The organism is Parageobacillus sp. KH3-4, assembly GCF_022846435.1.
Lineage (GTDB): Bacteria > Bacillota > Bacilli > Bacillales > Anoxybacillaceae > Parageobacillus > Parageobacillus thermoglucosidasius_A.
Genome location: NZ_AP025627.1, coordinates 790,662 through 803,629 on the forward strand (window position 1 = coordinate 790,662; position 12,968 = coordinate 803,629).

General features: G+C 41.1%; 13 protein-coding genes and 2 other annotated features. Of the genes, 11 read left to right on the forward strand and 2 right to left on the reverse strand.

Going from position 1 to position 12,968, the window contains the following annotated elements; all coding sequences use genetic code 11:
* Nucleotides 1-6 precede the first annotated feature (6 nt).
* The 5 genes from nrdR to thrS all read left to right on the forward strand — a co-directional run bounded on the left by nrdR (nucleotide 7) and on the right by thrS (nucleotide 6,139).
* Nucleotides 7-468, forward strand: a complete 462-nt coding sequence (gene nrdR, locus MWM02_RS04035) for a transcriptional regulator NrdR (RefSeq protein ID WP_064550307.1) — start codon at nucleotides 7-9, stop codon at nucleotides 466-468.
* A 73-nt stretch (nucleotides 469-541) separates the two neighbouring features.
* Nucleotides 542-1,936 carry a replication initiation and membrane attachment family protein gene (locus tag MWM02_RS04040; RefSeq protein WP_244402996.1) on the forward strand — a complete coding sequence of 465 codons (1,395 nt, stop codon included), beginning with the start codon at nucleotides 542-544 and terminating at the stop codon, nucleotides 1,934-1,936.
* Between the two features lie 12 nt (nucleotides 1,937-1,948).
* On the forward strand, nucleotides 1,949-2,884 hold the full coding sequence (gene dnaI / locus MWM02_RS04045; RefSeq protein ID WP_064549585.1) for a primosomal protein DnaI: 936 nt from the start codon (nucleotides 1,949-1,951) through the stop codon (nucleotides 2,882-2,884).
* A gap of 104 nt (nucleotides 2,885-2,988) precedes the next feature.
* A complete protein-coding gene (gene ytxC / locus MWM02_RS04050; RefSeq protein WP_244402997.1) occupies nucleotides 2,989-3,861 on the forward strand; it encodes a putative sporulation protein YtxC in 873 nt (290 codons plus the stop codon).
* 49 nt (nucleotides 3,862-3,910) lie between these two features.
* Nucleotides 3,911-4,153 (forward strand) — a binding site (T-box leader).
* Between the two features lie 51 nt (nucleotides 4,154-4,204).
* Nucleotides 4,205-6,139 carry a threonine--tRNA ligase gene (gene thrS, locus MWM02_RS04055; protein WP_244402998.1) on the forward strand — a complete coding sequence of 645 codons (1,935 nt, stop codon included), beginning with the start codon at nucleotides 4,205-4,207 and terminating at the stop codon, nucleotides 6,137-6,139.
* A gap of 210 nt (nucleotides 6,140-6,349) precedes the next feature.
* Here thrS and MWM02_RS04060 read toward each other — a convergent pair whose 3' ends face one another.
* Nucleotides 6,350-7,729 (reverse strand): aspartate aminotransferase family protein, encoded by a 1,380-nt coding sequence (locus tag MWM02_RS04060; RefSeq protein WP_244402999.1) that lies wholly within the window; start codon nucleotides 7,727-7,729, stop codon nucleotides 6,350-6,352.
* 242 nt (nucleotides 7,730-7,971) lie between these two features.
* On the opposite strand from MWM02_RS04060, the gene MWM02_RS04065 reads away from it, so the two are divergent.
* Nucleotides 7,972-9,237 (forward strand): dicarboxylate/amino acid:cation symporter, encoded by a 1,266-nt coding sequence (locus MWM02_RS04065; protein WP_064549589.1) that lies wholly within the window; start codon nucleotides 7,972-7,974, stop codon nucleotides 9,235-9,237.
* A gap of 382 nt (nucleotides 9,238-9,619) precedes the next feature.
* On the opposite strand, the gene MWM02_RS04070 is transcribed toward MWM02_RS04065, so the two are convergent.
* The gene (locus MWM02_RS04070; protein ID WP_244403000.1) at nucleotides 9,620-10,474 is read right to left on the reverse strand and encodes a MurR/RpiR family transcriptional regulator; all 855 of its coding nucleotides are present in this window, start codon (nucleotides 10,472-10,474) and stop codon (nucleotides 9,620-9,622) included.
* Nucleotides 10,475-10,803: 329 nt separating this feature from the next.
* Nucleotides 10,804-10,936, forward strand: a sequence feature (ribosomal protein L20 leader region).
* A gap of 84 nt (nucleotides 10,937-11,020) precedes the next feature.
* Here MWM02_RS04070 and infC point away from each other — a divergent pair.
* The 5 genes from infC (at nucleotide 11,021) to MWM02_RS04095 (ending at nucleotide 12,951) form a co-directional block, all read left to right on the forward strand.
* On the forward strand, nucleotides 11,021-11,566 hold the full coding sequence (gene infC, locus MWM02_RS04075) for a translation initiation factor IF-3 (RefSeq protein WP_013876470.1): 546 nt from the start codon (nucleotides 11,021-11,023) through the stop codon (nucleotides 11,564-11,566).
* 21 nt (nucleotides 11,567-11,587) lie between these two features.
* A complete protein-coding gene (gene rpmI, locus MWM02_RS04080) occupies nucleotides 11,588-11,788 on the forward strand; it encodes a 50S ribosomal protein L35 (protein ID WP_003248690.1) in 201 nt (66 codons plus the stop codon).
* A 26-nt stretch (nucleotides 11,789-11,814) separates the two neighbouring features.
* Complete coding sequence (gene rplT, locus MWM02_RS04085; RefSeq protein WP_064549591.1) at nucleotides 11,815-12,171, forward strand: 50S ribosomal protein L20; 357 nt, start codon at nucleotides 11,815-11,817, stop codon at nucleotides 12,169-12,171.
* A gap of 71 nt (nucleotides 12,172-12,242) precedes the next feature.
* Complete coding sequence (locus tag MWM02_RS04090; protein ID WP_157778122.1) at nucleotides 12,243-12,410, forward strand: DUF1294 domain-containing protein; 168 nt, start codon at nucleotides 12,243-12,245, stop codon at nucleotides 12,408-12,410.
* Between the two features lie 49 nt (nucleotides 12,411-12,459).
* Nucleotides 12,460-12,951: a dUTP diphosphatase gene (locus MWM02_RS04095; RefSeq protein WP_064549592.1), complete on the forward strand. Its 492-nt coding sequence runs from the start codon at nucleotides 12,460-12,462 to the stop codon at nucleotides 12,949-12,951.
* Nucleotides 12,952-12,968 lie beyond the last annotated feature (17 nt).

Below are 12,968 nucleotides of genomic sequence, written 5' to 3' on the forward strand. Positions count from 1 at the left end.
GGTTATATGAGATGCCCATCATGCCAGCATCACGGTACAAGGGTCCTTGATTCGCGCCCGGTGGATGAAGGACGTTCCATTCGCCGCAGACGGGAATGCGAACAATGCCACTATCGCTTTACAACGTTTGAAAAAGTTGAAGAAATGCCGCTGATTGTTGTGAAAAAACAAGGAACGCGCGAAGAATTTAGCCGCGATAAAATTTTACGCGGTTTAATTAAAGCGTGCGAGAAACGTCCGGTTGCTCTAGAAGAACTTGAAAAAATTACGCAAGATATTGAAAGGGAACTGCGCAATCAAGGAGCGGCGGAAGTGAAAAGCGAAACGATCGGCGAAATGGTGATGGAGCGTTTGTCGAAAGTGGATGAGGTTGCCTATGTCCGTTTTGCTTCTGTATATCGCCAATTTAAAGATTTAAACGTCTTCATTGAAGAATTAAAAGAGTTAATTAAAAAAGAACAGCGCTAAAAAGGGCTTTTGGCAAAATGGATAACAAGCCCTTTTTTTCATCGGCAAAACTTAGTGCGGAAGGTCGAGAATTATGGAACATCATTGGAAAGAGTTAATCCCTGTTGACCGCTATACGGTACGGAGCAATGGAGTGCTTCATGACTTTGACCGAAAAGTGCTCACACTGCTTTATCAACCGTTAATAGGGTATCGGGCCTTAAGCCTTTATATGACGTTATGGAGCGAATTGGAACTGCTTTCTGAAAAGGAAACGACCCATCATAGTCTGATGGTGCTGATGCAATGCAATTTAAAAGAAATTTACGAAGAACGTTTGAAACTGGAAGGCATCGGGCTATTAAAGACGTATGTAAATAGAGAAGAACCGAAACTATTTATTTATGAATTGCAGCCGCCGCTCACACCGGAACAATTTTTTACGGACGGAATGCTTAACGTTTTCCTCTATAACCGTATCGGCAAGCATAAGTTTCAGGAACTGAAACAATTTTTTTCCACCCCGTCTATTGACCGAGCAAAATTTGTTCCCGTTACTCGCGCGTTTCACGACGTATTTGCGTCTGTGCATGTCGAGCAAATGGTTGCGAAGATGAATGAAGAAACACAAGAAGATTTACGGCTTGTTGATGGGTATGAGTATATCGGCAGAAAAGAGAATACGTATGACCTTAGCGATGATGTATTTGACTTTGAACTGTTTTTTGCCGGTTTATCGAAATATATGGTACCAAAGCGGGCGATTACGCCAAAAGTAAAAGAAGCGATAAAAAAATTAGCGTTTTTATACGGCATCGGACCGCTTGATATGCAAAAAATTGTCATGAGCGTGATTGATCCGTCTGACCATATTGATATCGATGCATTGCGAAAAGCCGTCCATGAGTGGTATGAGTTTGAACGCGGCGACTCTCCTCCTAGCTTAAGTTCGCGCGTGCAGCCGCTTCCATATCGTACGATGACGAATGTCGAGCCGAAAACGAAAGAGGAACTACTGATGAAACAGCTGGAAACGATCTCCCCGCGCCAATTGTTAATCGAAATATCCGGGGGGGCCGAACCGTCGATGAGCGATTTGCGTCTAATTGAAGATATTATGTTCCAGCAACAATTGCTTCCTGGTGTGGTGAACGTGTTAATTTATTATGTCATGTTGCGCACCGATATGAAGTTGACCAAGTCGTATGTCGAAAAGATCGCCAGCCATTGGTCGCGGAAAAATGTGAAAACAGTCAAGGAAGCGATGGAGCTGGCAAAACAAGAAGCAAAAACATATCAAAGCTGGGCAAAGGAAAAGGAAAAGGGCAAAAGAACAGGCAGAAAAGCGGTGCGAAAAGAATTATTGCCAGAATGGCTCAATATGGATTATAGTCAAAACGATGATCAAGATAAGGATGAAAACGTGAATATTGAGGCAAAACGGCGGGAGCTAGAAGAACGATTAAAAAAATATCGCGACGAACAATAGGATGTGAAAATGATGGAACGAATCGATCAACTGTTAAATCGACTGCTTGGCAAGAAAGGCTTTCAGCAGCACTATGAGCAAATGAAGCGGCGAATTCTTTCACACCCAGAAATACAAGCGTTTTTGCGCGAACATGAACAGGAAATCACAAAGGAAATGGTGGACCGCAGTTTAATGAAGCTGCATGAGTTTATGGAGCAAAGCAAAAACTGCGGCCAGTGCCCAAGTTTGGACCAATGCAAAAATTTTTTAAAAGGATACCACCCTCGCCTTGTGATCAAAGGAACAGCCATTGATGTGGAGTATGAACGCTGCCCGGCAAAAGTAAAATATGATGAGCGAAAGCGGCAGGAGTCATTGATTCAAAGTTTGTTTGTTCCCCGCGAGATTTTGCAAGCGTCGCTTTCGGATATTGATCTTGCTGATGAGGGGCGAATGAAGGCGATTGAACTTGCCGATCGCTTTGTGTCGGAGTATGAGCCGGGAAAGAAAATGAAAGGACTTTATTTATACGGGTCGTTTGGCGTTGGAAAAACGTATATTCTTGGCGCGATCGCCAACGCCCTTGCGAAAAAAAACGTGCCGTCTCTTATTGTGTATGTGCCGGAGTTTTTCCGTGAGCTAAAAAGTTCGCTGCAAGACCAAACGATTAACGAAAAACTCGATTATGTCAAAAAAGTGCCGATTTTGATGCTTGATGATATCGGCGCAGAATCCATGTCGAGCTGGGTGCGCGACGATTTATTAGGTCCTATTTTGCAATACCGGATGTTCGAAAACTTGCCGACATTTTTTACATCGAACTTTGATTTGCAGCAACTAGCGCACCATTTGACATATTCGCAGCGCGGGGAAGAAGAACAAGTGAAAGCGGCGCGCATTATGGAGCGGATCCGCTATTTGGCGCAGCCGGTCGAAGTGAAAGGAAAAAACCGCCGGCTTGAATAGGATGTTTCCAAAAGCGGAAATATCCTTTTATTTTTTATTCTAAACAATCGTTTGCCCCCATATATATAGAAACAAGCATTCACTCGTAAGGGGGGAAACGACGTTTGATTGAAATTTATTTTGAACAGGCACATGACGCTGAGAAGTTGTTTTGTTTACTGAATAAAAGGCAGAAAAAAACGACTCATCCGCGCTTTCGAACAACATACAATGGAGATTCCCTCGTCACGATTTACATATATGGCGACACCGATGAAGCGATCTCATGCGATTTGATACCGGCAATGACAACATTGATTCTTCATTTTATCGAAGACCGGCTATTGTTATCGATTATTTCTAATACGTTTTATTTTCAAGATAAAGAAGAGCAGCAGCAAATTTTACAGCTTGCCCATTCGTTTCTGGATGGAGAGAGGTATGATTACCGAACGGGAAAACAACCTTCCGTTTCACGCAAAACATTGATTGCAAACGCGCTAAGTCAGTTTTTAAGAGACGGTCTCTCTTTTTCCTTTTCGTCCTTTGTCACCTTTCGCCTTAAATCGTATATGGAGCAGCTTCAACACTACGTCGAACTGGCGATTGACGAATATAAACTAGAGCAGGAATATCAAAATTTTGTACAAATGTTGCGCGATTTCGTAGCAGCAAAGCGGCCGAAATTGCCTGTCATCCATTTAGTCCATAAGTCGCCATCTTTTCTTTTTTTTGATGAAAAGTTACGGGAAATTACAGCGAGTGAATTAAAACAATTCATTGACCGCAATTTGATCGTCAGCCAACCTATGTATATTGATTCTTCTTTATTAGCGCCGCTCGTGTCTATCGCTCCCAGCATGATTTATTTATATACCGATCATGAGGAGGACGGCATGGTTCAAACGATTCAAAACGTATTTCAAGAACGAATCCGGCTCTATAGACAAAGCGCTTTTGCAAAATATCGAGCCATTGATGCAAAGCAGGAGAGATGATCTTGATTTTTTCATGCACTCATTCTATAATAGCGTACATAGAGAATACATAAAAGTGATGATGAGGACAAGGGTGTATTTTTACGGTTTCCAGAGAGGGAAGGCATCGGCTGCAACCTTCCTAACACGAGAAATACACTTACCACCTCGGAGCTGCGGCAGTGAACGACGCATGTCCAGTAATTGCCGACGGTACGGCCGTTATTCGATTCGAGCCATCGCTGGGGAGAAGTGTGCCTTTTTACCGGCGATGGGAAGAAGGGTGGAACCGCGAAGCAAACTCGTCCCTTTGTTGAGGGAGGAGTTTTTTTATTTTTCAACATAAAAAAAGGAGGAAAAGAGTATGGCGGAAATGATTCGCATTACATTTCCTGACGGAGCGGTAAAGGAGTTTCCAAAAGGGACAACGACGGAACAAATCGCTGCATCGATTAGCCCGGGTTTAAAGAAAAAAGCGATTGCTGGAAAACTGAACGATCGTTTGATCGATTTGCGCACCCCAATTCAGGAAGATGGGGCGATTTCGATCATTACGCAAGATATGCCGGAAGCGCTTGACATTTTGCGCCATAGCACGGCCCATTTAATGGCACAGGCGATTAAGCGCCTTTATAAAAACGTCAAACTCGGCGTCGGTCCGGTCATTGAAAACGGCTTCTATTACGATATCGATATGGAAGAATCGCTAACTCCGGAAGACTTGCCGAAAATTGAACAAGAAATGCGGAAAATTGTGAAAGAAAACTTGGAAATCGTCCGGAAAGAAGTAAGCCGCGAGGAAGCGATCCGTCTTTATGAGGAAATCGGCGACAATTTAAAACTCGAATTAATTAACGATATCCCGGAAGGAGAAACGATCTCCATTTACGAACAAGGCGAATTTTTTGATCTTTGCCGCGGTGTCCATGTTCCGTCGACAGGGAAAATTAAAGAATTTAAGCTGCTGAACATCTCAGGAGCATACTGGCGCGGCGACAGCAAAAATAAAATGCTGCAGCGCATTTATGGAACGGCGTTCTTTAAAAAAGAAGATTTGGATGAATACCTGCGTTTATTGCAGGAAGCGAAAGAGCGCGACCATCGCAAATTAGGAAAAGAGCTTGAATTGTTTATGACTTCGCAAAAAATCGGACAAGGCCTGCCGCTCTGGCTGCCGAAAGGGGCGACGATTCGCCGCATTATCGAGCGCTATATTGTCGATAAGGAAATTGAGCTCGGCTATCAGCACGTCTATACGCCGGTGCTCGGCAGCGTCGAGTTGTATAAAACTTCTGGACACTGGGATCATTACAAAGATAACATGTTCCCGCCGATGGAAATGGATAATGAGCAGCTTGTGCTACGCCCAATGAACTGTCCGCATCATATGATGATTTATAAAAATAAAATTCATAGCTACCGCGAGCTGCCGATCCGCATCGCAGAGCTCGGCACGATGCATCGCTACGAAATGTCCGGAGCGCTTTCCGGCTTGCAGCGCGTCCGGGGCATGACGCTGAATGATGCCCATATCTTTGTTCGTCCGGACCAGATTAAAGACGAATTTAAGCGCGTTGTGAACTTAATTTTGGAAGTATACAAAGATTTTGGCTTAAATGACTATTCGTTCCGCCTTTCTTACCGCGATCCGCACGATAAAGAAAAATATTACGATGATGATGAAATGTGGGAAAAAGCACAAAGCATGCTGCGTGAAGCGATGGATGAATTGGGGTTAGAATATTACGAAGCGGAAGGAGAAGCGGCGTTTTACGGTCCGAAATTGGACGTACAAGTGCGCACAGCGCTTGGAAAAGACGAAACATTGTCAACGGTGCAACTTGACTTTTTAATGCCGGAACGCTTCGATTTAACATACATCGGCGAAGACGGCAAACCGCATCGCCCGGTTGTCATCCATCGCGGCGTCGTTTCGACGATGGAACGGTTCGTCGCCTTCTTAATTGAAGAATATAAAGGAGCATTTCCGACTTGGCTCGCGCCTGTGCAAGTGAAAGTCATTCCGGTATCGCCGGAGGCGCATCTCGACTATGCATACGAAGTAAAAGAAGCGCTGCAAGCGAAAGGATTCCGCGTTGAAGTCGATGAACGCGACGAAAAAATTAGTTATAAAATTCGCGAAGCACAAATCCAAAAAATTCCTTACATGCTTGTCGTCGGTGACAGGGAAATGGCAGAAGGCGCCGTCAACGTCCGCAAATACGGCGAACAAAAAAGCGAAACAGTGGCGCTTGATGGCTTTATTGCTTCCTTACAGGAAGAAGTGCGGCGAAAATAGTCAAAAACACACCCGTGAAGTTTTGCTTCACGGGTTTTTCAATGCATTCAGCGCTCCTTTCCCATATCCCCCTAGATTTTTTTATGTTATGTATAGTTCTTTACGCTGGACATGTAATACTGCATAAGGATCTTCTTATAATTAGGAGTTGTTTGCTAAAATCAACTATTTTGAGTTCTCTGCTTGACAATTGATAAAGTCAATTAATTGTTATAATTTAGTTGCGTTTTTTAAAGCAATTTCGTGTGCTTCTATTGTCCGCTCGATATCTTTTTCATCGTGAACGATAGACATCGAATAGCGATTTAACGGTTTTATATAAACACCAGCCTTTAATAGCTCATAATCTATTTTTTTGCGTAATGTCATATCTGCGTGAAACATATCTCTGTAATTTCTTATTGGCTTATCTGTTAAAATTATGTTGAAAATACTTCCCATTCCAATTGTTTGCATCTTAAAACCATAAGAATGATAAAGTGTTTCTAATTGTTGTCGCAATATGTTCGTATTATTAAATAGTAAATCCATTACTCCGTCTTGTTTTAATGCTTTAATTGTGGCTAAACCTGCAGCCAAGACGGTTGGATGACCATTGTAAGTACCACTGTGAAACAAAGGATCTTTCTTTACATCACTATCTTCTCCAAAAGCCAGAAGATCGCGCCCCCGATTTGGTGCACTAATCATCATGATATCCCTTTTCCCACCGACGGCTCCTATTGGAAATCCTCCACCAAGCACTTTTCCTAATGCGGTTAAATCTGGTTTAACCCCATATACTTCTTGTGCCCCACCTAGAGATACTCGGAAACCTGTCTTTACTTCATCGAAAATAAGCACAATATCAAGTTCTTCAGTCAACTTGCGGAGTTTTTTCATAAATGCCGGTTCAGCTGGAATGAATCCTCCTTGAACTGGTTCAAGAATAACTGCTGCTATATCGCTTTTGTGTGTACGCAAAATACTTTCTGTTGCTTCTATATCATTAAATGGCAATATGATCGTATTTTGAACATAATAATCTGGAATTCCGGGTGATTCAGGGACCGCCTGAGGTTGGTGCGGTTCTCCGGCTTTATTTAAGTTTGGGTTAACACTAAGTAATACTTGATCATAGCCGCCATGGTAATGGCCTTCAAATTTTGCTAACTTCTTTTTACCTGTGTATGCCATAGCAATTCGAATAGCCAAAAGCGTTGCTTCTAATCCTGAATTTGTATAGCGAACCATTTCAATTCCAGGATATAAATCAATTAAAGTTTGTGCCATTATGGTTTCTAGTTCATGCGGTGTACCAAATATAGTTGTGCCGGCTTCTTTAATTTGGCTCTCAACTGCATGAAGTACATCAGGGTGGCCATGACCTAGAATAAGTGCCCCGTAAGATAATAAATAATCAATGTATTCATTTCCGTCTAGATCATAAAGTTTACTTCCTTTCCCTTTTGCCATCACGATAGGATGTGGCGTGAAATATTTAATATTAGCGGTTACTCCTCCTGGGATAATTTCACATGCTTTTTGATAATACTCTGCTGATTTTGGTGTCAAATTAGATAACAAAAATTCACTCTCCGGAATAGCCATTTTATTGCCCTCCATGATAAAAAAATTATTTCTTTATAAGTAATTATATGAAATATTAATTTCTTTATCAAGAATTTTCAGTATTTTTTAGGGTTAGTAGATAAAATGACCTGTAGTACAGTCATTTATGGTTAGAATTATTGTTTATATTTTAGAATATATTGAATAATGAAAAAAATATTGCACAAAATATTCTGATATGTTAGATTTATTTCAAAATAGAGAATTTTGGAGGGATTCATTTGAAAACTAGGTTTGCCTTCTTTATTCTGATTGCGGCTATCTTGGGGGCAGTTTTTGGCTATTTTTTCCCAGAGGCAGGAGTTGCTATTAAACCGTTAGGTGATGGATTTATTCGTTTGATTAAAATGGTTGTTCTACCGGTTATTGTATCTACTCTTTTAGTTGGTATTACTGGGGTTGGAGATATAAAGAGAATGGGACGGGTTGGCCTAAAAACAATCATTTGGTTTGAATTAATTACTACTATTATTTTATTTATTGGTTTAGCTGTAGGTAACATATTAAAACCTGGTGTCGGGACAAACTTAAAAGATTTACCCAAAGCGGATATTTCCTCTATTTCAGAGAATACTTCCGTTGTTATGGATGGCAAAACATTAATTTTAAATATTATTCCGACTAATATTGTCGATGCACTTGCCAGAAGCGATCTCCTCGCAGTTATTTTCTTTTGTGTCATGTTTGGCATCGCTTTAGTAAGCATTGGAGACGAAGCAAAGCCAGTCATTCGAATTTTGGAAACGATTTCTAAAGCGTCCTTTAGGCTTGTAAATATGGTTATGTCGGTCGCTCCTATAGGTGTGTTTGCTCTTATGTCAGCAACTATTGGCACTTACGGTATTAGTTTGTTGTTACCATTAATGAAATTAATTGGTTCAGCTTATTTCGGGTTGGCAGTCGTTTTATTTGTTTTATTCCCGTTGGCAGCGCTTTTATTAAAAATAAAAATTACTGATGTTTATAAAATGGTTTGGGATTTGATGTTAATCGGAGCATCAACAGGCAGTACTGAGACGGTGGTTCCTCAATTAATGGAACGCGTAGAGAAATTCGGTGTTCCAAAGTACATTTCTTCATTCGTTATTCCTTCTGGCATGCCCCTAAATTCAGATGGTACAACACTGTATTTAAGTATTGCTGCTTTATTTATTGCGCAAGCTTTTGGAATTGAAATGAGCTGGTCTCAGCAACTAATTATGATATTATTTTTTGTTGTTACGAGTAAAGGAGTTGCAGCAGTACCTTCTTCATCTATGGTAATTCTCCTTGCAACAGGAACGGCTGTTGGCCTACCAGCTGAAGGTGTCGCCCTTATTTTAGGAGTCGATAGGATTATTGATATGGCAAGAACAGCGATTAATGTTATTGGTCATGTATTCTCTTCTGTAGCAGTGGCAAAATGGGAAGGTGTGTTTTTACCAAATGCAAAAGAGAATGTTAATTCGGTCATGAATGGAGAGGAACAATGGAGTAAAGCCAAATAATTAGTGAAGTATTTTTTATGGTGTTGCAAATAAAGGAAAAACTCAAAGGTATGCATAAGGATAATAACATAACACATGTAGAACGAACTATAGCGGCATGCTTAAGTCATCTTTTAACAGGGCGACTGTATCAGCACAAGGAATTCACTGCCAAGTTTGCGGTTGTAAGGGGAGCCTTCTAATCCTAGACATTCAACTTACTTAATAAATATACGCATGGGATATGGCATTATCGTTCATCAATCCTTATTGCATCAAGGATTGATGAACGATTTGTTTACCTAGTGGGTGTCGAGCTTGGGGATACGAAAGTGCAGAAAAACTCTTTGATGCGCTAAAATCTGCCGCTTTCCATCATGCAGAGGTTCAGAATAACGATTTATTATAATTCTTCTTTATAAAAAATCCCAAAGTGATCCCAGATATCCTCCAATGTTTCCAGTTTCATTTGGATATCGTTAATTTTTTCTTTCCCTATAAAAGTAATAAGTGCATTAATCAAACTAAGTGGGGCCACAAAAGAATCGATAAAAGTGGGCATTTGACTAGAGGCGGTTAGCACTATATCAGCATTAGGAACTAAAGGAGAAAGCAGATTATCCGTGATCGCAATCGTTGTTGCCCCTTTCTTTTTTCCATATGATAACATTTTTATAGTACTATTAGTATATCTGGAAAAACTTATTCCAATGACTACATCTTTTTCATTTAAATCATATGTTTTTTCCACTTCTGTCTCCATCGATTTAAGAATGTGTACATTATTTAAAATGATTTGCAAATAATAATGGAGAAATATGCCTAGCGATGTCGCGCTTCGATTCGCAACAATATAAATTCTATTGGCCTTTAGTATAGAGTCTACCGCTTGTTTAAAAGCGTCCAAATCTAATTGCTCCATCGTAGATTTTATGTTATGTATATCATCTTGAAAAATGTCATATACACCTTTTTCTTGTTCATAAACATGATGAGACATTTGAAGCCGTTCTACAGTAGTTAGCTGTTTTTGAACAGAATGTTGCATATATTGCTGAAGTTCAGGATAACCAGAATAACCGAGAAAATTCGCAAATCTGACAATCGTGGCTTCACTAACGCCTGTTTTTTCGGCTAACTTTCCTATGGTAAAAAACGGAACTAAGTTCGGGTTTTCTAAAATATACTTTGCCACTTTTGCTTGAGATTTACTCATTTTTGGTATTTTACTAGCAATAAGTTGATATATATTGGACATGACATGTGTCCCTCTCTTGTCCATAGTCCTTGTGAAATTTCAGAACATTTTTTACGCTATTAATTATAGCATATTTGTAAAGGAGTGTTTAGGCTGGAATTGTATGAGTAAAATTAAAGGAGAGAACACACGAATAATACGCGGATAAAAGACAGTTTTACATGGGAATATTTTCCTTAATTTCTTTCTTAGTCTTTTTTGAAATTCATATTGCTAAATAAATGTGTATTCGCTATAATAAAAAACGTTATTTGTCGATCAAGAAAAGCGCCTTGACATGCCACCTTCCAAGGTGATATATTGTATAAAGTAAATAGAATACTTGTTTGTGGCAAAAGCAGAAGCACCCCGCTTCTCACCTGGTTGACGCCGCGTGGCTGTTGACAGGTCGTTACGGTTCGTACATCGTATTTCGAACGTAAGCAGTGTGGGTGTCGTATGCATCCACACTTTTTTATTAGAAAAGCGAATGCGCCTGCTTATAGCGTTTCTTTCTGAACCGTTCGATTTGTTATGCGTTAGGGTGCGCTATGAAACAAACAAGTAATTCGGAAAAAACCTTGGAGGTGGCTGGTTATTAGCAAAGATTTTATTATTAACGAAAACATTCGTGCACGCGAAGTCCGCTTAATTGACCCAAATGGCGAACAATTGGGGATTAAATCTCGCCAAGAGGCGCTTGAAATTGCCGCAAGATTAAATCTTGACTTAGTCCTTGTGGCGCCGAACGCCAAACCGCCGGTATGCCGCATTATGGACTACGGCAAATTCCGCTTCGAGCAGCAAAAGAAAGAAAAAGAAGCGCGCAAAAAGCAAAAAGTAATCAACGTCAAGGAAGTGCGCTTAAGCCCGACGATCGAGGAGCACGACTTCAATACGAAGCTCCGCAATGCACGCAAATTCCTTGAAAAAGGCGATAAAGTAAAAGCGACAATCCGCTTTAAAGGACGGGCGATTACGCATAAGGAAATTGGTCAACGCGTCCTTGAACGTTTTTCCGAAGCATGTTCCGACATCGGCGTCGTCGAAACGGCACCGAAAATGGACGGACGGAGCATGTTTTTAGTACTGGCACCGAAAAACGACAAATAATCGAATGAGGAGGAACGTCCTATGCCAAAAATGAAAACTCATCGCGGCGCTGCAAAGCGTTTTAAAAAGACTGGTACAGGTAAATTAAAACGCGGTCATGCTTATACAAGCCACTTATTTGCAAGCAAAACGCAAAAACAAAAACGCAAACTTCGCAAAGCAACGCTCGTATCTCCTGGCGATTTCAAACGCATTCGCCAATTGCTTGACAACCTGAAATAAATGGAGACATATAGGAGGGAATAGATATGCCACGTGTTAAAGGTGGAACAGTGACGCGCAGACGTCGCAAAAAAATCCTGAAGTTGGCAAAAGGTTACTTTGGATCGAAGCATGCTTTATATAGAGTCGCGAACCAACAAGTAATGAAATCATTAATGTATGCATATCGCGATCGCCGTCAACGGAAGCGCGATTTCCGCAAACTTTGGATTACGCGCATCAACGCGGCAGCGCGCATGCACGGTCTTTCCTACAGCCGTTTTATGCACGGTTTGAAATTAGCGGGAGTAGAAGTAAACCGCAAAATGTTGGCGGACTTGGCGGTAAATGACCAAGCTGCGTTTGCCCAACTTGCAGAACTTGCAAAAAGCAAGCTTCAATAACGAATGAAAGCAATGACCATTCTCGCTTATGGGGATGGTCATTTTTTGTAGAAAGAAATCAACATGGTACAATGGTATCATGGCGGTCGGCATCGGAATGGCGCATTGCCGAAAGCGCGGCATGGTTCGTTTCGTTTATCGGCGTCGTGATTGGTGCAGCGGTTGGTGCGCGTGCATTCCGCCGTAAAACGAAACATCATTTGTATTTGTTTTCTTGTAGCTTGCCGCTGCCGTCGTGACGGAGCAAATCGCATATTTCATTTTTTATTTGTTATAGGGGGAGAAACGATGGATTTATCAATACTTTATTCGCTGCAGCGTCAGTTAGATGAGCGGATTGAAAAACAACATGGATTGCAAGGGGAAGATTTATTCGACAAAAAAGTGCTCGCTTTGCTCGTCGAAATTGGTGAACTTGCGAATGAAACGCGCTGTTTTAAGTTTTGGAGCGTGAAGCCGTCGTCTCCGCAAGAAAAAGTGCTTGAAGAATACGTCGATGGCTTGCATTTTATTTTATCGCTCGGACTAGAATGCGGTTTTATGCGCTCATCTTCACCTCAGCAAACAAATGGTAATGGCGCACAGCTTGTTGAACGGTTTTTGCGCGTATTTTGGGCAGTTGACGAGTTTCGAAAAACAAAGTCGCAACAAAGCTATGACCATCTGTTGACGGAGTATTTGCAATTAGGAGAACAATTGGGTTTCTCTTTCACGCAAATCGAACGAGCTTACATCCGGAAAAACAAAGTCAATCATGAACGGCAAAATCAGAATTATTAACCAATTTGGTACATTGC

Bases quoted from the DNA above. Each gene is read 5' to 3' on its own strand.
- nrdR (WP_064550307.1), top strand. From the start codon at position 7: ATGAGATGCCCATCATGCCAGCATCACGGTACAAGGGTCCTTGATTCG.
- MWM02_RS04040 (WP_244402996.1), top strand. From the start codon at position 542: ATGGAACATCATTGGAAAGAGTTAATCCCTGTTGACCGCTATACGGTA.
- dnaI (WP_064549585.1), top strand. From the start codon at position 1,949: ATGGAACGAATCGATCAACTGTTAAATCGACTGCTTGGCAAGAAAGGC.
- thrS (WP_244402998.1), top strand. From the start codon at position 4,205: ATGGCGGAAATGATTCGCATTACATTTCCTGACGGAGCGGTAAAGGAG.
- MWM02_RS04060 (WP_244402999.1), bottom strand. From the start codon at position 7,729: ATGGCTATTCCGGAGAGTGAATTTTTGTTATCTAATTTGACACCAAAA.
- MWM02_RS04070 (WP_244403000.1), bottom strand. From the start codon at position 10,474: ATGTCCAATATATATCAACTTATTGCTAGTAAAATACCAAAAATGAGT.
- rpmI (WP_003248690.1), top strand. From the start codon at position 11,588: ATGCCAAAAATGAAAACTCATCGCGGCGCTGCAAAGCGTTTTAAAAAG.
- rplT (WP_064549591.1), top strand. From the start codon at position 11,815: ATGCCACGTGTTAAAGGTGGAACAGTGACGCGCAGACGTCGCAAAAAA.
- MWM02_RS04090 (WP_157778122.1), top strand. From the start codon at position 12,243: ATGGTATCATGGCGGTCGGCATCGGAATGGCGCATTGCCGAAAGCGCG.
- MWM02_RS04095 (WP_064549592.1), top strand. From the start codon at position 12,460: ATGGATTTATCAATACTTTATTCGCTGCAGCGTCAGTTAGATGAGCGG.